The sequence below is a fragment of the Pseudomonas sp. CP4 genome (assembly GCF_047758505.1).
Classification (GTDB): Bacteria; Pseudomonadota; Gammaproteobacteria; order Pseudomonadales; family Pseudomonadaceae; genus Aquipseudomonas; species Aquipseudomonas fluorescens_AO.
Genome location: NZ_CP180489.1, coordinates 1,429,891 through 1,449,461, shown reverse-complemented (window position 1 = coordinate 1,449,461; position 19,571 = coordinate 1,429,891). Strand labels below are relative to the sequence as shown.

Annotated in this window: 15 protein-coding genes and 4 tRNA genes; 14 read left to right on the top strand and 5 right to left on the bottom strand. The window is 59.1% G+C overall.

Going from position 1 to position 19,571, the window contains the following annotated elements:
* Positions 1-84: 84 nt before the first annotated feature.
* The 3 genes from ACMYUN_RS06365 (at position 85) to ACMYUN_RS06355 (ending at position 4,507) form a co-directional block, all read left to right on the top strand.
* Complete coding sequence (locus ACMYUN_RS06365) at positions 85-1,272, top strand: MFS transporter (RefSeq protein ID WP_415763960.1); 1,188 nt, start codon at positions 85-87, stop codon at positions 1,270-1,272.
* A 115-nt stretch (positions 1,273-1,387) separates the two neighbouring features.
* Positions 1,388-2,539 carry a TDT family transporter gene (locus ACMYUN_RS06360; protein ID WP_415763273.1) on the top strand — a complete coding sequence of 384 codons (1,152 nt, stop codon included), beginning with the start codon at positions 1,388-1,390 and terminating at the stop codon, positions 2,537-2,539.
* Between the two features lie 96 nt (positions 2,540-2,635).
* Positions 2,636-4,507 carry an MFS transporter gene (locus ACMYUN_RS06355; RefSeq protein WP_415763272.1) on the top strand — a complete coding sequence of 624 codons (1,872 nt, stop codon included), beginning with the start codon at positions 2,636-2,638 and terminating at the stop codon, positions 4,505-4,507.
* Between the two features lie 103 nt (positions 4,508-4,610).
* Here ACMYUN_RS06355 and sugE read toward each other — a convergent pair whose 3' ends face one another.
* From sugE to rdgC, 3 genes are all read right to left on the bottom strand, one after another.
* Positions 4,611-4,925, bottom strand: coding sequence for a quaternary ammonium compound efflux SMR transporter SugE (sugE, locus tag ACMYUN_RS06350; RefSeq protein ID WP_024012188.1), 315 nt, complete (start codon positions 4,923-4,925; stop codon positions 4,611-4,613).
* A gap of 119 nt (positions 4,926-5,044) precedes the next feature.
* Positions 5,045-6,010 (bottom strand): bile acid:sodium symporter family protein, encoded by a 966-nt coding sequence (locus ACMYUN_RS06345; protein ID WP_039763754.1) that lies wholly within the window; start codon positions 6,008-6,010, stop codon positions 5,045-5,047.
* A gap of 144 nt (positions 6,011-6,154) precedes the next feature.
* Positions 6,155-7,075, bottom strand: coding sequence for a recombination-associated protein RdgC (gene rdgC, locus ACMYUN_RS06340; protein ID WP_024012190.1), 921 nt, complete (start codon positions 7,073-7,075; stop codon positions 6,155-6,157).
* 159 nt (positions 7,076-7,234) lie between these two features.
* Between rdgC and ACMYUN_RS06335 the strand changes: the two genes are divergently transcribed.
* From ACMYUN_RS06335 to ACMYUN_RS06320, 4 genes are all read left to right on the top strand, one after another.
* Positions 7,235-7,310: transfer RNA gene (locus ACMYUN_RS06335), tRNA-Val, on the top strand.
* A gap of 19 nt (positions 7,311-7,329) precedes the next feature.
* Positions 7,330-7,406: transfer RNA gene (locus tag ACMYUN_RS06330), tRNA-Asp, on the top strand.
* A 191-nt stretch (positions 7,407-7,597) separates the two neighbouring features.
* Positions 7,598-7,673 (top strand) — tRNA-Val (locus tag ACMYUN_RS06325).
* A 19-nt stretch (positions 7,674-7,692) separates the two neighbouring features.
* Positions 7,693-7,769 (top strand) — tRNA-Asp (locus tag ACMYUN_RS06320).
* A gap of 89 nt (positions 7,770-7,858) precedes the next feature.
* On the opposite strand, the gene ACMYUN_RS06315 is transcribed toward ACMYUN_RS06320, so the two are convergent.
* Complete coding sequence (locus tag ACMYUN_RS06315) at positions 7,859-9,028, bottom strand: catalase family protein (RefSeq protein WP_415763271.1); 1,170 nt, start codon at positions 9,026-9,028, stop codon at positions 7,859-7,861.
* Entirely contained in the window at positions 9,025-10,836 is a 1,812-nt protein-coding gene (locus ACMYUN_RS06310) for a di-heme-cytochrome C peroxidase (protein ID WP_415763270.1), read from the bottom strand. The genes ACMYUN_RS06315 and ACMYUN_RS06310 overlap by 4 nt, the downstream gene beginning before the upstream one ends.
* Positions 10,837-11,105: 269 nt before the next feature.
* On the opposite strand from ACMYUN_RS06310, the gene ACMYUN_RS06305 reads away from it, so the two are divergent.
* The 7 genes from ACMYUN_RS06305 to ACMYUN_RS06275 all read left to right on the top strand — a co-directional run bounded on the left by ACMYUN_RS06305 (position 11,106) and on the right by ACMYUN_RS06275 (position 19,180).
* Positions 11,106-11,822: an FKBP-type peptidyl-prolyl cis-trans isomerase gene (locus tag ACMYUN_RS06305; protein ID WP_016773732.1), complete on the top strand. Its 717-nt coding sequence runs from the start codon at positions 11,106-11,108 to the stop codon at positions 11,820-11,822.
* A gap of 292 nt (positions 11,823-12,114) precedes the next feature.
* Positions 12,115-12,570, top strand: coding sequence for a YkvA family protein (locus tag ACMYUN_RS06300; RefSeq protein WP_016773733.1), 456 nt, complete (start codon positions 12,115-12,117; stop codon positions 12,568-12,570).
* Between the two features lie 112 nt (positions 12,571-12,682).
* Complete coding sequence (locus ACMYUN_RS06295) at positions 12,683-13,024, top strand: helix-turn-helix domain-containing protein (protein ID WP_415763269.1); 342 nt, start codon at positions 12,683-12,685, stop codon at positions 13,022-13,024.
* A complete protein-coding gene (locus tag ACMYUN_RS06290) occupies positions 13,021-13,392 on the top strand; it encodes a hypothetical protein (RefSeq protein ID WP_003223109.1) in 372 nt (123 codons plus the stop codon). Before ACMYUN_RS06295 ends, ACMYUN_RS06290 begins: the two co-directional genes overlap by 4 nt.
* Complete coding sequence (locus ACMYUN_RS06285; RefSeq protein WP_039764018.1) at positions 13,393-13,797, top strand: sel1 repeat family protein; 405 nt, start codon at positions 13,393-13,395, stop codon at positions 13,795-13,797.
* Between the two features lie 242 nt (positions 13,798-14,039).
* On the top strand, positions 14,040-18,812 hold the full coding sequence (locus ACMYUN_RS06280; protein ID WP_415763268.1) for an RHS repeat-associated core domain-containing protein: 4,773 nt from the start codon (positions 14,040-14,042) through the stop codon (positions 18,810-18,812).
* Positions 18,809-19,180 (top strand): hypothetical protein, encoded by a 372-nt coding sequence (locus tag ACMYUN_RS06275; RefSeq protein WP_415763267.1) that lies wholly within the window; start codon positions 18,809-18,811, stop codon positions 19,178-19,180. The genes ACMYUN_RS06280 and ACMYUN_RS06275 overlap by 4 nt, the downstream gene beginning before the upstream one ends.
* Positions 19,181-19,571: the final 391 nt, after the last annotated feature.

Sequence of the window (19,571 nt, the reverse complement as noted above, 5' to 3'; positions counted from 1 at the left end):
AGAATTTGCTTTAAGCGCGAGGCGGTAGCACACTCCGCAAAAGCAAAAAGTTAGCTTTTGCGGAGTATGCCCATGACAAGCCCCTTGAATAGTGTCGCTTCCCACCGGTCCAGCTTGTGGTTTCTGGCGATCACCTTACTCAGTTTTCTCGCCGCTTCCACCGCCCCGACGCCGTTGTATCACTTGTATCAGGATCAGTTGCACTTCTCGGCGGCGATGCTGACGCTGATTTTTGCCGTATACGCCTTGAGTCTGTTGGCGGCGTTGCTGACGGTCGGTTCGCTTTCTGACCATCTCGGACGCAAACCGGTGATCTTCGCCGCCGTGTTGCTCAATTCGCTGGCCATGTTGCTGTTCATCTATGCCGATAGCGTGGCTTGGTTGATCAGCGCACGGGTGTTGCAGGGTTTTGCCACCGGCATGGCCACTGCCGTATTGAGCGCAACGCTGCTCGACACCGACCGTCAGCAGGGGCCGCTGATCAACAGTGTTGCGCCGTTACTGGGGATGGCGCTGGGCGGTTTGGGTTGTGGCTTGCTGGCAGAATTCGCGCCGGCGCCGTTGCAGTTGACTTACTGGTTACTGTTGGCGCTGTTTGTATTGCAAGGCGTGTATGTCTGGCGCCTGCCGGAAAGTGTTTCGCGGCAAGGCGGGGCATTGGCCTCGTTGCGGCCGACCCTGCACGTGCCGGTGCAAGCGCGTTCAACGTTGTGGCGCGTGCTGCCACTCAACACCGCAACCTGGGCGCTCGGTGGTTTCTACGCCTCGCTGGCGCCGTCATTGGTGCGCACCGCGACGGGCTCCACTTCTAATCTGATCGGTGGCGCTACGGTAGCGGCGCTCACCGTGACCGGCGCATTGATGATCTTCATGATGCGCAATCGCCCGGCCGCTCAGGCGCTGCGGCTGGGGGCAAGTCTGCTGCCGGTCGGGCTGATCCTGATTCTGCTCGGAGTACATGGCGCCAGTCTGCCGCTGTTTTTCTTCGGCACACTGGTCGCCGGTTGCGGCTTTGGTTCGGGTTTCCTCGGTGCGGTGCGCAGTCTGGTGTCGCTGGCTTTGCCGCATGAACGAGCCGGGTTAATGTCGGCTTATTACGTGCTCAGTTACTTGGCGTTCTGTTTGCCCGCGCTGCTGGCCGGTTATCTGGCGCGCAACTTTGGACTGCTGGCGACCACCGACGGTTACGGTACTGCCTTGATTGTGCTGGCCGTGGCTGCGCTGCTGCTCAGCCTGCGTCCGCAGGCGGGCAGAGTTTGCAGCGCTTCGTGAACGCGTGTAGGCGTTTATCTGTAAAACAGATAACAGTTAGAGATATTACCCGTTATATCGATATTCGATTCGGATCTACCATGGGCTCAACCTCACCAGAGGACAGGAGTTCATGATGATTTGCCCCAACAGCGTCACCCCCGGCTACAAACCTTTCAGCCAGCTTCAACATCCGCGTGAAGTGATCCGCCAATTCACCCCGAACTGGTTCGCCGCGACCATGGGTACCGGTGTGCTGGCGCTGGCCTTGGCGCAATTGCCACTGGCGATTCCCGGATTGCGCGCCCTGGCTGAAGGGCTGTGGTTGTTCAACATTTTGTTATTCACGCTGTTTACTATTGCTTACGCTGCGCGCTGGATTTTGTTCTTTGACGAGGCGCGGCGGATATTCGGTCATTCCACTGTGTCGATGTTTTTCGGCACCATCCCCATGGGCCTGGCGACGATCATTAACGGCTTTATACAGTTCGGCCTGCCGCGCTGGGGCGACGGTGTCATCCAGCTTGTTGAAGTGTTGTGGTGGATCGATGTGGCGATGTCGCTGGCCTGCGGTGTGTTGATTCCGTACATGATGTTTACCCGCCAGGAACACAGCATCGACCAGATGACGGCAGTGTGGTTGCTGCCGGTGGTGGCGGCGGAAGTGGCAGCGGCCAGTGGCGGTTTGCTCGCCCCGCATCTGACTGACGCCCATGCGCAACTCGTCGTACTGACCACCAGCTATGTGCTGTGGGCCTTTTCCCTGCCGGTGGCGTTCAGCATTCTGACCATCCTGTTGTTGCGCATGGCCTTGCACAAACTGCCCCACGAAAACATGGCCGCGTCGAGCTGGCTGGCCCTCGGTCCGATCGGTACTGGTGCGTTGGGCATGCTGCTGTTGGGCGGTGAGGCGCCAGCGATTTTTGCCGCGAATGGCCTGCCCGGCGTCGGTGAAATCGCTTGGGGCCTTGGGTTGGTGGCAGGAATCACCCTATGGGGCTTCGGTCTGTGGTGGATGTTGATGGCGCTGTTGATCACTGTGCGTTATCTGCGAGACGGCATCCCCTTCAACCTTGGCTGGTGGGGCTTCACTTTTCCACTGGGCGTTTATTCGCTGGCGACGCTGAAACTGGCGAGCATTCTCGGTCTGACGTTTTTCAGCGTGTTCGGAACCGCGCTGGTGATCCTGCTCGCAGCGATGTGGTTGATTGTCGGCAAGCGCACCGTGCAGGGCGCGTGGCGTGGCGAGCTGTTTGTCTCGCCGTGTATTGCAGGTTTGAAGAAATAATCTGCAAAGTTTAGGTAAGGTGTGGCCTGGATCGCGGTGCGGCATTCCAATAACAAGCACCCAGGCCTCTCTACCTAACATCAGGAAACACGGAAGATGAGTCACCCCTCACAGTTCAACCTGTTGCGCACCCGGCGCTTTTTGCCCTTCTTTATTACCCAGTCGCTCGGCGCGTTCAACGACAATGTGTTCAAGCAGTCGTTGATCCTCGCCATCCTCTATCGGCTCACCATCGAGGGCGACCGCTCGATCTGGGTCAACCTTTGCGCGCTGCTGTTTATCCTGCCGTTTTTCCTGTTCTCGGCGCTGGCCGGGCAGTTCGGGGAAAAATTCGCCAAGGACGCGCTGATCCGTCTGATCAAACTCGCGGAAATCGCGATCATGGCCGTAGGATCGATCGGCTTCCTCTTCGATCACCTGTCGCTGATGCTGGTGGCGCTGTTTGCCATGGGCACGCACTCGGCACTGTTCGGCCCGGTGAAGTATTCGATCCTGCCGCAGGCCTTGCGCGACGATGAACTGGTCGGTGGCAACGGTCTGGTGGAAATGGGCACGTTTCTGGCGATTCTCGCCGGCACCATCGGCGCCGGGATCATGATGTCGACCGAGCACTACGCGCCGGTAGTCTCCGCAGCGATCATCGGCATTGCCGTGCTGGGTTATCTGGCCAGCCGCAGCATTCCGCGCGCGGCGGCCTCGTCGCCGGAGATGCGTCTGAACTGGAACATTTTCAGTCAATCCTGGGCGACCCTGAAACTCGGTCTGGGCCAGACGCCAGCGGTGTCACGCTCGATTGTCGGCAACTCGTGGTTCTGGTTCGTCGGGGCGATTTACCTGACGCAGATCCCGGCCTACGCCAAGGAATGGATGCACGGTGACGAAACCGTGGTTACGTTGATTTTGACGGTGTTCTCGGTAGGGATCGCACTGGGTTCGATGCTCTGCGAGAAGCTCTCCGGGCGCAAAGTCGAGATCGGCCTGGTGCCGTTTGGCTCGTTTGGCTTGACCGTGTTCGGCCTGTTGCTGTGGTGGCATTCCGGGGGAATCCCGGACAGCGTCACCGGCCATAGCTGGGTTGCCGTGTTGGGCTTCGTGCACACCTGGGCGGTGTTGATCGACATCCTTGGCCTCGGCATTTTCGGTGGCTTCTACATTGTGCCGCTGTACGCGCTGATTCAGTCGCGCACGGCTGAAAACGAACGGGCGCGGGTGATTGCCGCCAACAACATTCTCAACGCGCTGTTTATGGTGGTGTCGGCGATTGTTTCGATCGTCTTGTTGAGCGTCGCCAAACTGTCGATCCCGCAACTGTTCCTGGTGGTGTCGCTGCTGAACATCGGCGTCAACGCCTATATCTTCAAGATCGTTCCGGAATTCAGCATGCGCTTCATGATCTGGCTGCTCAGCCATTCCATGTACCGCGTCGAACACCGCAACCTTGAAGCGATCCCGGACGAAGGCGCGGCGCTGCTGGTGTGCAACCACGTGTCGTTTGTTGACGCCTTGCTGATCGGCGGGGCCGTGCGTAGGCCAATTCGCTTTGTCATGTACTACAAGATCTACAACCTGCCGGTGTTGAACTTTATCTTCCGCACGGCGGGCGCTATTCCGATTGCCGGACGCCAGGAAGATATCCAGATCTACGAAAAAGCCTTCACTCGCATCGCTCAGTATCTGAAGGACGGCGAACTGGTGTGCATTTTCCCGGAAGGCAAATTGACCGCCGATGGCGAGATCAATGAGTTTCGTGGCGGCGTGACGCGGATTCTCGAGGAGACCCCGGTGCCGGTGATTCCGCTGGCGCTGCAAGGATTGTGGGGGAGTTTCTTCAGTCGCGATCCGAACAAGGGCTTGTTCCATCGCTTGTGGTCGCGGGTGACGCTGGTGGCGGGGCCGGCGATTACCGAAGGGACCGAGCCGGCGAAGTTGCAGGTGTTGGTGGGGGAATTGCGCGGATCCGTTAGATAGTCGTTGACTGGACGGCCCTCATCGCTGGCAAGCCAGCTCCCACAGGTTCGATGGTGTACACCCATCTTGTGGGAGCTGGCTTGCCAGCGATGGGGCCGGTGGCCTAAGCGCTGACCTTGAGCCCGATCAACCCGGTAACGATCAACGCCACACTGACCAGCCGAATCAACGCCATCGATTCGCCAAACAAAATGATCCCGGCGATCACCGTGCCCACGGCACCAACACCGGTCCAGATCGCATACGCCGTACCCAGCGGCAATTCCTTCATCGCCAGGCCCAGCAAGCCAAGGCTGATGGCCATGGCGGCAACGGTCAGGGCGGTGGGGAGCGGGCGGGTGAAGCCGTCGGTGTATTTCAGGCCGACGGCCCAGCCGACTTCGAACAGGCCGGCGCAAAACAGAATGATCCAGGACATGCACAACCTCCATCGATTGACGGGGTCGTCCCCAGATTAATGACTCGATCGAGCCGCAGGGTCGTCCCCGCGTTGCGCAATATAGTGACGAGCATTAACCCGAGGATCAAGTTTTCAGCTCAGTCGGCAGCGCGTTGCGCGAGGTTGTCGCGGTCTTCCTTTTCGCTCATGCGCCGGAAGTACGTCGACAGCAGCGCCCCGGAAATGTTGTGCCAGACGCTGAACAACGCGCTCGGCACCGCCGCCAGCGGCGAGAAATGAGCACTGGCCAACGCGGCGCCCAATCCCGAGTTCTGCATGCCGACTTCCAGTGCCAGCGACTTGCGCTGAGCCAGCGGCAGACCGAACAGGCGCCCGGTGAAGTAGCCAAGCAGATAGCCGAAGCTGTTGTGCAGCATCACCACGGCCATGATCAGCAGGCCGGACTCGGCGATTTTCGCCTGACTCGCCGCGACCACGGCGGTGACGATAATCACGATGCTGACCACCGACACCAGCGGCAACACATCCACCGCATGCCGCACCTTGTCGCCGAGCAAACGCTGCGCGACCACGCCGAGAACGATCGGCAGCAGCACCACTTGCAGGATTGACCAGAACAGCTCCATGAACGATACCGGCAGCCACGCCGAGGCCAGCAGCCAGATCAGTGCCGGGGTCAGCAGCGGAGCGAGGAGGGTGGTGACGGCGGCAATCGCCACGGAAAGTGCCAGATCACCGCGCGCCAGCCAGGTCATCACGTTTGACGAGGTGCCGCTCGGGCAGCAGCCGACCAGAATCACCCCGACGGCGATTTCCGGCGGCAGGTGGAACACCTGGCAGAGTAACCAGGCCACACCGGGCATGATCACGAAATGAGCAATCACGCCCAGCGCCACCCGCCACGGATGGCGAGCAACGGCGGCGAAATCGTCGAGTTTGAGGGTCAGGCCCATGCCGAACATCACCAGACCCAGCAGCGGTACGATCGCGCTTTTCAGGCCGATGAACCACACCGGTTGCAGGAAGGCGATGACGGCGAAGATCAGAACCCAGTAAGCGAAGGTATTGCCGACAAAGCGGCTGAGTGCAGCCAGTGCGCGCATGGCTTGATCCTTATTTTTGGTTACACCACAAAACATTGTGGGAGCGAGCCTGCTCGCGAATGCGGTGAGCCAGACACATTAATGTTGACTGGCACACCGCATTCGCAAGCAGGCTCGCTCCCACAGGTTAAATACTCGTCAGAGTCAGATCCCCTGCGGCATCTCTTCCCCACCCAACGCTTCAACCAGCGCCGGCAGGAAATCGCCGAAGGTCAGCATCATCAGCGTGAAGCTGGCATCCAGTTGGCCCAAGGCTTCGTCGCCACCGTCCTGTTCCGCCTGATCCTGCAACAGATCCTCGAACTTCAGGCGCTTGACGGTCATCTTGTCGTCGAGCATGAACGACAGTTTGTCCTGCCAGGCCAGCGACAGCTGAGTGACGACTTTGCCGGTGCTCAGGTGCAGCTGGATTTCCTCGCTGGTCAGGTCCTGACGCTTGCAGCGGACGATGCCGCCGTCTTCGTGGGTGTCGCGCAGTTCGCACTCGTCCAGTACATAAAAATCGTCGGCGGCTTTCTGCGTGGTGACCCACTCGGTCATCACCGCAGTCGGTGCCATTTTCACGGTCAATGGACGGACGGGCAGGGTGCCGATCACTTCGCGCAGGGTCGACAGCAGGTCTTCGGCGCGTTTCGGGCTGGCCGAGTTGACCAGGATCAGGCCCTGTTTCGGCGCGATGGCGGCGAAGGTCGACGAACGACGAATGAACGCGCGCGGCAGGAACGCCTGGATGATTTCATCCTTGATCTGATCGCGCTCCTTCTTATAGACCTTGCGCATCTGCTCGGCTTCGATCTCTTCGACCTTTTCCTTGACGGCGTCACGCACGACGCTGCCCGGCAGAATACGTTCTTCTTTACGCGCAGAGATCAGCAGGAAATCGCCGCTGACGTGCACCAGCGGCGCATCTTCGCCCTTGCCGAAGGGGGCGACGAAACCGTAAGTGGTCAGCTCCTGGCTTGCACACGGCCGCGCCAGTTTGGTCGCCAGTGCAGTTTCCAGCGCCTCGGCATCGACAGGCAGGTCTTGGGTCAGGCGATAGATCAGCAGGTTCTTGAACCACATGGGGCGAGTCACTCCTTTATACAAAGGGGGGCATTATTGTCTTCGCCGGGGCATAGGCCAACCCTTCTCTAAGCCTTTGGAAGGCCTCGGAAAATTATTTAAAAAAGTGCTTGCCAGAGGTTGGGGTGCTCCGTAGAATGCGCGCCACACCGAAGCGAAGGGTGATTAGCTCAGCTGGGAGAGCGTCTGCCTTACAAGCAGAATGTCGGCGGTTCGATCCCGTCATCACCCACCATTCGTTTCTAGTGTTTAGCGCAGCGGTAGTTCAGTCGGTTAGAATACCGGCCTGTCACGCCGGGGGTCGCGGGTTCGAGTCCCGTCCGCTGCGCCATATTCGGTAACCTGGACCACTGAACGCCAGGTCACCACGGAAAAACCCGCTGAGGCGGGTTTTTTTCTGTCTCAAGGTTGTACCCGCGGGATGTGTCGTTTCACCGGTTTTCAGATTTTTTTGAAAAAATATTCAATTAAATCAACACGTTACGAAAACTTGTGGCATAATGCGCCCCGTAACGAAGCGAAGGGTGATTAGCTCAGCTGGGAGAGCGTCTGCCTTACAAGCAGAATGTCGGCGGTTCGATCCCGTCATCACCCACCATTCGTTTCAAGCGTTTCGCGCAGCGGTAGTTCAGTCGGTTAGAATACCGGCCTGTCACGCCGGGGGTCGCGGGTTCGAGTCCCGTCCGCTGCGCCATATTCGGTATCTGGAACTGAACGCCAGACACCAACGGAAAGCCCGCCTTGTGCGGGCTTTTTGCTGTCTGCGATTTATAAATCGTCGCGCTACTGCGCCGCATTGCGGGCATGCCGATAATCGCTCACCGCCTCATACACCGTCCTGCGCAAGCGATTGATCCCGCCAATCGGCCGATGCGCCTCGATGCCGAACCACGGATTGAACGACAGGTTGTCGCATTGCACATTTAGCGCCGGCGTATCGAAGTCCTGCGCGGGCAGGGTGATCCGCGCCACGGTTTCAAACGGTGCATCCTGCTCACGCCACTCAATGCTGGTGTCCTCGATCGGCATGTACTTGTTCGCGTCCTGGCGCTGGATCTGCAGGGCGAAGCACGCCGGCACCCGATCCGTCGACAACTGCTGATTCAGTGCGCTGCGCAGGAAATTCGGCAAGTCGTGATTCTGTTTGGGCAGCGTATACGCCGGGCAACGCTCCGGATCCGGCACGACGCGGAACTTGGCATTGGCCTCACCGAATTTGTAAGGCGATACCGAGAAGTAGGTCGTCGCGGTCGGGCTGTCCGGCGGTGCTGACAGGGTTGCCAGCGCAATGAATAGATGACGGACCTGCCAAGTGCGCGGATCCCATGTCGGAAAAAACGCCATGACCTTCTTGCCATCAGCCTGCGCCGCCACATTCTGACGGTACTCGGCGACATCGCTGACAAAGAAATTCGGATGGCTGAACATCACGAAATCCTGTTCAAGCTGGTCCTGGCGGTTGCCGAGCAGTTGCGCGCCAGGAACCTCAAGCAACTTGATCGCCATCCCGCGCGCGTCGCGAATGCTGTCGAATTGCGGATAGGCATTGCCGTTGGACAACCGGATCAGCGCCTGCCAGGTCTTGCCCGACTCGCTGAACACACCCTGTCGCAGCGATTGCGCCAGTTCCGGTAACACCTGCACTTGCGCCTTCACGCAGCCATGCGCTTTGGCGTGGGCATCGCGCAGATAACGCGTGGGTTCGCGGTGCTGGTCGACGATGCGCACTGCGGTTTGAATGATGTCCTGGGTCATCGCCGCTTCGCCCGCTGGAATCTGTTCCTGCGCCGACACCGGCCCGCGATGCTGCCAGGCAAACCACGCGGTGGCGATGGCCCAGCCGAGCAGGGTTATGATCAGCAGGATCAGCAGCGTCTTGCCAAGCAAGCGTCCCAGCCAAAGCCAGAAACGCGCGAGTGGCGGCAGTTCCTTTTTGAATGTCGGCATGATCATGGCAACTGCGCCTCCAGTGGTCCGCCCAGTACTTTCAGGTATTCGAGCAGCGCCCAGCGCTCCTCGGGTTGCAGGAACCGGCCGATCACTCCATTGCCGCGAGTGCCAGCGCGAAATTCGTGGCCGCTGTTGCGGTTGCCGCTGATGCGCGTGTCGAACAGAAAACCGTTGGCGAAAGCCTCGGTGCGATAGCCGAGATGGCGCGGGTCGTATTCGACCGTGCCTTTATAGAAGGTCGTCGCACGCTCGTCCTGCGGTGACAGCAACTGATAAATGCTCGGCACCGAGCCGTTGTGCAGAAACGGCGCAGTCGCCCACACGCCCGCCAGCGGCCGGGCTTTGTAAGCGACTTTTTCGCGCACCCCGATCGGCAGGCCGAAACCATCCATGCGCGGTTTTTCTTCCGGCGTGATCTTCGCTTCTTGATAGGCACGGTTTTCCACGAGCGCGGTGACGTAAGCCAGGCCCTTGGCCACCGACAATTGGCTCAGATCAAGCGGTTCCTTGGGTTTGGGGTGCAGTTTGACGTCCATCTTTTCCAGCTCTTCGACATCCCATTGCAGTGCACTCAGGTCGAAACGGTGACTGGCAATGTTGTTGGCCGCATTCGGATCGGTGCCGATCACCTCCACGGGAAGCATGTGCAAGTGCTGCACCCAGCGTTCGCCTTCCTGCGAATGGCGCGGGACATGGCAGCCGGCGCAGTTTTCCGCAAACAGCGCGCGGCCGTTGACGGCCAACGGCTTGTTGATCGCACCGAACAGATCTTCCGGCCAGGTTGGCGGCTTGAGTTGTTGCAAGGTTTCTTCGATGGCGTGCAGATCGCGCACGCGCACGCTGGAGGGGTAGCGCTCAGCGCCTTGCAGCGGCTGACCGTTGGTGTCGAAGAAATTCAGCGTGGCACCGACGCCGAGCGCCTCGCCGATATTGCGCGCCATTGGCTGCTGGGCCGAGCCGTTCCACTGCACCCAGTCGAACGTCCACATGTCCCACAGTTGCGGATAATCCACCGGGGCATCGGCCACTCGATAGTTGGCAGGGGAAATCGCATCGCCAAATGTCGCGTTGGCAATCCGGCCGAACGCATCGGTGCGCCCCGGGCCTTCTTCGGTCGGATAGAGGCCGCGATGGGTGTCGTTCCAGGCCACTTTGACGAAGGTGTTCAGTGAGGTCTTGAACTCGCTGCGCAATTGTTCGCGGCGCGCTTCGTAATCATCTCCGAGCACCTGACGGGCGAAGCGCTCGAATTTCCATGGGTTGTAGTAAGTCGAGGCGAGACTGGCGACCAGGGCCTGTCCGAAACTGCCACCGCGCAATGTAGGAACGCTGGAAGGCAACACGTGCTGTGCGCTGCCGCCATCGATGCGCACGGCCTGACCTTTGAAGCGCAACTCACCGGTGTGGCAAGCGGCGCACGTGATATCCAGATAGTGCTCGGAAGCGTTGCCGGGATTCTGATGTCGGGCGAAACCGACGGGGAGGTTGCCGGGGTTGTTCTCGTTGGCTTTCTGCTGCGGATCTACCAGAAAACCGAAGCGGGCGAGGTATTCGGGGGAGGCGAAGCGCTGTTCGGAGAAGGGCAATTCCAGTGCCTGAAACCACTCGTAGCGCAGGCCTTTGACTTGCGTGCCCTGCGGCGTGAAGTAGTAAGTCTGGCGTTGCGCTTCGCTCCACTGATCCAGGTAGCGCACCTGCTGGGGTGGGGTGTAGAAGGGCAGTTTCGGGTTGGCGACGTAATAGACGATCACTGCAAGAGCGATTACCGCCAGCACGATCACCACAGCGAGAACGCGGGATAAGAGGCGCAAGTTGAACATCCTTGTCGAATTGTTGCGCTGTTATGCCTGAGCTGTGCGGGCTGGGCAAGTGGCCATTACGCCAGATGTTGAGCCGTGAGCCGATAAGCCTTGTCGTCCACGGATGACAGAAGCTTCATCCAGCCGCTGCCCAAATGCGTTTTAATCCCTGAACTTATCGGAAGATTCCTGCTCTCATGCCGGTAGCCATTGGTCGTGGCGGCCTGATAAGCTCGCGGCTTTACTCGATTGCCCATTCGGCGCATGAACAAGGAAATAGCATGAAACAGCATCGGTTGGCGGCGGCGGTAGCCCTGGTTAGCCTGGTACTCGCGGGTTGTGACTCGCAGACCAGCGTAGAGCTGAAAACCCCGGCGCAAAAAGCTTCCTACGGCATCGGCCTGAACATGGGCAAAAGCCTTGCCCAGGAAGGCATGGATGATCTGGACTCCAAAGCGGTAGCCCAGGGCATCGAAGATGCCGTTGGCAAGAAAGAACAGAAGCTGAAAGATGAAGAACTGGTCGAAGCCTTCGCCTCGCTGCAAAAGCGTGCTGAAGAGCGCATGGCCAAGATGAGCGAAGAGTCGGCAGCCGCCGGCAAGAAATTCCTCGAAGAAAATGGCAAGAAAGCCGGTGTAACCACCACCGCTTCGGGCCTGCAGTACGAAGTAGTGAAGAAAGCCGATGGCCCGCAGCCTAAGCCGACCGACGTCGTCACTGTTCACTACACCGGCAAGCTGACCAACGGCACCGTATTCGACAGCTCCGTCGAGCGCGGCAGCCCGATCGATTTGCCAGTCAGTGGCGTGATCCCGGGTTGGGTTGAAGGTCTGCAACTGATGCACGTTGGCGAGAAGTACAAACTGTACATCCCTAGCGATCTGGCTTACGGCGCTCAGTCGCCAAGCCCGGCAATCCCGGCCAACTCGGTTCTGGTTTTCGACCTGGAACTGCTGGCCATCAAGGATCCAGCCAAAGAAGACGCCGCTGCCAAGTAACACGCAACGGCTCGAAAACAACGCCTCGCTTATGCGGGGCGTTGTTGCATCTGCAGGTCAGGGAAGGTAAACAGAGCGAACTGACGCCGTTCAACACAGTCATAGCTTTGAGGCTGCCCGCACTAGACGCCCTGAGCCGCCAAGTCAATGAAATATTGGGCTTTTTTATGTGAGTAAAAAACGCCCGATCTAAGCGCAGCCCTTATGAAACGGGGCTCTCAGCGCTGAAAAGTAGCTCTGTTCACAAGGTTATCCACAATTTGTGTGGATAACATTTCAACGGGAAGAATAGATGAAAGCTCCATGGAATTTCGCTCGATTCCTGCCGTTGGCCGGTCGCCTGCTGGCCCGTGGACGCCTGCCGACCCTATTGTTCGCCGTGGCCAGCAAAGGCGCCGCGCAAGGCAATCGTCTGGGCAAACTCAAGGATGACCTGCGCTTGCTGCAGTCGCTGTGCCTGGCCTACTGGCGTGGCGAGTACCGCGCGATCAGTGCCAAATCGCTGATTTCGGTGGTGGCGGGCCTGATGTATTTCCTCAGCCCGGTGGATGCCATTCCGGATTTCATTCCCATGTTCGGCATGCTCGATGACATCGCGGTCCTCGCCTGGCTGATGAAAACCCTCGATGACGAGCTCAACGCCTTCCGCCTGTGGCGCAAGCGTCAGCAACCCGAGAAGCTGGCGGTGGTTGAACGCCTCCCTGATACCCCTGAACAATTGCAGCTGCAAGGCCCGAAAAAGCCCTGACTGACCAAGACTGCCTACAGATAGATACCACTCGCGACCTTAGCCGCTGTTAGGATTACACTTCTAGGGAAAAGTGCCGACTCGCTAAGTGGTGTTGTCCTACGGGGTAGTCATGGATATTCAGATAATTGCACGCGATGGCGAACCCGAATACGCGGTTCTGCCGTGGGCTCAATATCAGGCTCTACTGAAAGCAGCAGGGATCAACGCAACACCGGCGCCGCAGCCAGCAGCGCCGCTCGCCGCCTCGCCGGAGCCGATTCTTCCTGCTCTGGATCAATTACGCAGTTTGCGCGAAGGGAAGGGCATCGCCATCGAGGCGCTGGCCCGCACGGTAGGCATCAGCCCGTCTTATCTGGCCATGATCGAAAGTGGTGAGCGTCAGCCCGACGCCGCGATTCGCCGCAGCCTGGCCTGGGAACTGACGGTGCCAGGTTGGAGGGATGAATCGTGAGCGTACGCATCAGCCGTCAACATTGGGACGGATTGCTGGGGGAACTGGATCAGGCGCGCCGTCAGCGCCATCTTCTGACTTATCGAGCTCTGCTCGAGCGTTTGCAGCTGCCGACTCCGGCGATGCAGACGCTTACGGCTGCGCTTGAGCATCTGGCCGCACTGGATGCCAAAGCCGAACAGCCGTTGCGCAGTTCGCTGGTCATCAGTCAGGGCGCGAGTCGTTTGCCGCGTACCGGGTTCTTTGAATGTGTCGAGCGTCTGGGGCGCTTTTCCGGGCCGTCGGACGGCGTTGCAGCGGCGTCCTGGCATGCGTCCGAAGTGGTCCGCGTCTTCGAATACGAATACCCTGAATCGGCGGAGGCCTGAGTGTTTCTGCGCCTCAAGGCGCGAGCCGGTTACTGGCTGGCGCGCAGACTGTTTCATTGGTCGTGGTTCGTCCGCCAGCCGCGTGGCTGGCGCTGGCTCGAAGGCCGGTTTGCGCGCATGGCCAACCTCGGCGATGTCGGTGCGCAAAGCTTTTATGGGCACATTCTGACTTTTCGCGGCGTCGGGCTAGGCGCGCATGAAGAAGGCGTGCGTTTACTACGCCTGGCGGCGCTGGCTGGCGACGGCAAAGCGGCGTATCAAGTCGGCGTCATTTGCCTTGCAGGTACCCCGAGCAAGGCGTCGGATCCCGCTGAAGCCGCTCGTTGGTGGAGCATGGCCGCCAGGGCCGGGCATCCGTTGGCCGAGCTGAAGCTGCAACAGCTGAAGGCTGGTGATTCAACGTAGTAATTCCATATATGTCTTCTAAGTAAACGCGGCGTGAGGTTTTCCTCGCGCCGCGTTTACGTTTCTGCCTGCACGTTTTTCGCTTGAAGCTCGATTGCAGATTAGTCCTACATCCTTTGCCTACTCGCCTGACTTCTTTCCTTTCTGATCCCCCGCACAGTTCCCGCGACTAATTTCTTGCGCGAGGGACCGCTCATGCTTCAGCCCGTTTTTCAGCCCACCATGTTTGCTCGCGTGTGTTGATGGAAGCCATCGCGCGCATCGAGCAGGAACTCGACAGCTTTCCGCAAACCCTCAGCCTCTACCGCAAACAGCTCAATCACTGGCTCAGTCGCAGGGCGGACCAGGTCAGCGAGGCAGCAGACCTGCCGTCGCTGGTGGGCATGGAGCGGATCATCCGCTTCGGCGATCGCAGCACGGCGGTCAGCAGCAGCGACGACGTATTTTCCTCCAGTGTCGTTCAATGCCCGCTGGGCGGGCTGATGCAGATCGAGAGCAAGTTCGAATCGGTCTACGACATCCCGCTGGGCAACATCAAAGTCGATGTGGTCGACGTGGCGGGCGGCAAGACCACTCCGGTCACCCTTGATCAGCAGGGCAGGGGTGAATTCAGAGGCGAACCGGGCAAGTTCTACCGCGTGCATGTTCATGGCGCAGTCACCTCCGATCAAATCGCCGAGCTGTTCGAATCCTATGACGGTTTGATCGGCGAACTTGAACGCTGGCTGCGTAGCGAGTGGCGAGGTTTCAAGCCGCAGTGGTCACAGTCGGTGGCAACCGCAGCCAGCAACGGCATGCTCGCCGGCAGTTGGGCGGCCATCGAGGGGGTATGGGACAGCCTCGATCTGCTCTCGGAAATTCTTCAGGATCCCGGCAAGTTTGCCGAGCGTCTGGGCAGTGGCGCGGCTGACCTGATCAAGCTGGCGCAGACCGCGCCGGATCTCATGGAAAAGCTGCAGTTGCTGATCAGTGACGAAGCGGCGATGTGCTTGCTGCTGAGGTCGGCAAGCCTGTGGCTGGACATGCTGCCGCCCAGCGAGATTGCCGGCAAGTCTGCTGAAGTGGCGTCGATGATGATCGTGCAACTGATCATCGATGTACTGATCAGCGTGGTGCTGACGTTTATCGGAGCGGGGGCGGGAATCGCTTACCTGACGCTGCGTCTGGCTGACCGTGCAGCCCAGTTGTTCAACGTCGCCAAGCGTCTGGTCAAGGCGCTGTTCAGCATCGTCAGCACCTTTATTGAATACGTCGACCGCTACAAAGCCGTTGCCGCGCGGGGCATCGCCGCCGGGGTGAAAAAGGGCCGGATGCAATTGCGCTGGGATGCCAAGCGCAACGCCATGTTGAAGAAAGACGAACACCACGACGACGTCCCCGACCAATCGAAAAACCCCAACGGCGACGCCGCCGACTGCGTACCCAACACCTGTACCAACGGCTGCCCGGTGTCGATGGTCACCGGCGAAGAACTGCTGACCCTGACCGACGCCGTGCTCGACGGTGTGCTGCCGTTCGAGTTCACCCGTTTGTACCGCAGCAGCGCGGTCGAGATCGACATCGGCCTGGGTTTTGGCTGGAGCCATACGCTCGCGCATCGGCTGGCCTTCGATGGCGATGGCGTGATTTGGATCGACCACGAGAACCGCCGCACCCGCTTTCCCTCGCCCAATGTCGCGCGTCCGGCGATTCACAACAGCCTGTCGCGGGCGGCGATCTTTCTCGGCGATGAGCCGGAAGAGCTGATTCTGGCTCTGGCCGGGGAAACCGCGCGGTTCTATCACTTTCGCGCCGGCCGACTGACGGCGATCAGCGATGTCTACGGCAATCGTCTGACCCTGCAACGCGATCGCTTCGACCGCATTCAGCGCCTGGACAACGGCGCCGGTCGCGCCCTGCTGTTGCGTTATGACCGCACGCAACTGGTGGCAGTCGACTATCAGGTGTTCGCTCAGGGCGAGTGGGCCACCGAGCAAAACCTCGCCACCTACAGCTTCGATGCCCGGCAACGGCTGCTGGTCGCGACCAACGCGGTTGGCGACAGCGAGCGCTACGACTACGACGACCACCACGTCATCCTCCAGCGCCAGCTAACCGGCGGCGCGAGCTTCTTCTGGGAGTGGCAACGCGAGGGCAAAGCGGCGCGCTGCGTGCGGCACTGGGCGTCGTTCTCGCAGATGAACACCCGTTACGTCTGGAACGATGACGACGCCAGCGTGACCGTGCATTACGTCGACGGCACCGAAGAAGTCTACGTCCACGACGAGCGCGCGCGGCTGGTGCGCCAGGTCGCGGCCGATGGCGGCGAGCAGCTCAAGGCCTATGACGGGCAAGGCCGGTTGATCGCTGAGCAGGACGCTTTGGGCGCGGTCACCGAATACCGCTACGACGAAGTCGGACGGCTGATCGCGCTGATTCCACCAGACGATGCGCCAACGTCCTACGAGTACCGCAACGGTTTTCTCTACAAGCGTTGCCGTGGTGATGCGGTGTGGATCTACCGGCGCAACGCTGAAGGCGCCGTCACCGAAGCGGTCGACCCCGACGGCCAGGTCACCCATTGCTACTACAACCTGCGCGGGCAGTTGTTGTCGCTGCGCTACCCGGACAGCAGCCGCCACCGCTGGGTGTGGAACGAGCTCGGCCAGCTCATTGAAGAGACGCTGCCTGATGGCGGCGTGCGGCGTTTTTCCTACGACGCGCTGGGACGGCGGATTACCACCCAGGACGAATTTGGTGTTGTCAGCCGGCAGCAGTGGGACGCGGCCGGCCGACTGATCCTGACGACTTCTCCTACGGGCAGCACCCGTGCCTACAGCTACGGCGCCTACGGGCAAGTCACTGCTGAGCGCGACGAGCTCGGTCGTATCACCCGTTACGAATATGACGACGACCTGCACCTGGTCTCGCGACGAATCAATCCCGACAGCACCCGCCTGCAGTATCGCTACGACCATGCGCGGTTGTTGCTGACCGAGATTGAAAACGAATCGGGCGAAAAATACCGCCTGGATTACACGCCGACCGGATTGATCCGACAGGAAACCGGGTTTGATGGGCGGCGCACGGCCTACGCCTACGATCTCAACGGGCACCTGCTGGAGAAGACCGAGTTTGGTGATTTCGGTCCCAGTCTGGTCACCCGCTACGAGCGAGACAGGGCCGGCCGTTTACTCGTCAAAACCCTGCCCGATGGGAGCAAAGTTCGCTACGACTACGATCGCCTCGGTCGGTTGATCGCTGTCAATGACGGCCAGAACCATCCGCTGGCCTTCGAGTACGACCGTCAGGACCGCTTGATCACCGAGCATCAGGGCTGGGGCACCTTGCGTTATGCCTACGACGCCTGCGGTCAGCTCAAGCGTCTGCGCCTGCCGGACAACAGCAAGCTCGACTATCACTACGCCAAGGGCGGTGCGCTGAGCGCCATCGACCTCAACGGCACGCCGCTCACACGCCACGTCTATCAATCCGGTCGCGAGCAGCAGCGTCAGCAAGGTTTGCTGCTCAGCGAATATGCCTACGACGACCAGGGCCGCTTGCTCGCCCACGCCGTAGGCCATCGCCATTCCTCGCTGTACCGCCGCGATTATGCCTACAGCGCCAACGGCAATCTCGAGCACATCGCCGACAGCCGCCACGGCCAGCGCACTTACGGCTACGACGCCCTCGACCGGTTGATCCGCGTACGTCACTCACGCGACGAACTGCCCGAATCCTTCGCCCACGACCCGGCCGGCAACCTGCTGATGCAGGACCGCCCCGGTGCTGCGCAGATCAAAGGCAACCGCCTGCTGATGCAGGGTGATCGCCATTACGACTACGACGCCTTCGGCAACCTGATCCGCGAACGCCGAGGCCACGGTCAGACCCTCATCACCGAATACCGCTACGACTGCCAGCACCGCCTGATCGGCCTGACCCGCCCCGACGGCCAGACCGCCACGTATCAATACGACGCCTTCGGCCGGCGCATCCGCAAAACTGTTGACGGCGCCGTCACCGAATTCTTCTGGCAAGGCGAACACCTCGTCGCCGAAAGCAGCGCCAGCCAATACCGCAGCTTTCTCTACGAACCCGGCACCTTCCGCCCACTCGCGATGCTGGATGGCAAAGGCCCGAAAAAGGCCTGCCCGTTCTACTACCAACTCGACCACCTCGGCACCCCGCAGGAACTCACCGACTACAGCGGCGAAATCGTCTGGTCCGCGCAATACGACGCCTACGGCAAAGTCGCCGCCGTCACCCTGGCCGGCGAAGACTATCTGGACCAACCGCTGCGCTTTCAGGGGCAGTATTTCGATGTTGAAAGTGGGCTGCATTACAACCGCCATCGGTATTACGACCCGAGATTGGGACGGTATCTGACGCCGGACCCGGTGAAGCTCGCGGGTGGGTTGAATCAGTACCAGTACGCGCCGAATCCGACGGGGTGGGTGGATCCGTTGGGGTTGACGTCCAATTGCCCGCCGCCGAATAAGCCTGGGTGTGAGGTGCCGGGTGGGATTGGCGGGGCTAACGTGGATGATGGTGAACCTGCGCTGCCGAAGATGACGGCTCAGGAGCGTCGGGCGAGGATTGATGAGTTGGCGGAGGAAAATGCTTATAGGCGTTTGGATGAAATGGAGAAGTCCACACGAGGCGCGCACTTTGTAGAGAAGCATGGCAAACAGACGACACTAGCTTCTCAGCAGGAGCGTTCATTAACGGGACGAAACCCAACCACGGGAGTCATTGAGGTTTATACCTACGGAAGGCGGGCTGGCCAGCCCAAAATACCGAGTGCAGCGACTCATTTTTTTAGCTATCGAGACCAACTTAACGCCATACATCGCGCTCAGCTCATTTTTAGGCGAAATGGGCAAATCGCGTCGACTGAACCGATGAATATGGGGAAGATCGTGGGGGAGGGATACAGAAGAGGCGGAGTAGTTTATGGGCAGCAGACTCATGCAATAGTAATTCTTAACAGCGCGGGCAAACCGATAACGTCTTACACGGAATTTATGGAATGAAACGTAAACCCGAATATTTTGTTCTACGTGGTCTATTGTTTATATTTGATATAGAAAACACTCGCGACGATGAACGTGAGAAAATCATCGTCTCGAAAAACGTTAATAACAAAGAAGAGCTTAGTGAGCTGTTTGAAGTTCTTATGAGGCCGGAGTTTCTTTCCTATACGGAGCCTGAACGTCAGTGGTGTATCGATACTTTGAAATATTATTTGGAGGTTGGTGATGATTTTGATGCGGTGTTCACAAAAATTACAACATACTTCGATGAGGATGTAGCGGATCAGCGTCAATTCATGCAGGTTTTGCTTGAATGCTTGGTGAAGTACCAACTGGAAGTTTCAAAGGATTTAAAAGTTGATGACTGAGGTTATTGAAGGTAGATGGTCATTTAACGATTTTAAGCGGTGGACAAATGGGGAATCAAATGCTGGACTTTTTGGTGACCAGTACTACGAGGATCCCGATGCCGTGGATCTAAACATTTTAAGCGCGTGAGGAGATTCTGGCATGCTGGAATTGATCTCCAATCCAAGCTGCAGGGAACGTCGGTATTTTGCTGATCTATTGGTTCTGAGTCTCTGTAACATTTTTCGATCGGGGGGGAGATTTGCCGTTTCGGTTTTCAAGGTTTCTTGGAATTGAAAGTCGTGAAACATATTTTTCGGCAGCAATTAGTGCGGCGAAGCGAAGGTATGAAAAGTGTGAAGTGATTAACTCTATGAGTAGTTCACCTGATCCTGCCATAAAGTCGTTATA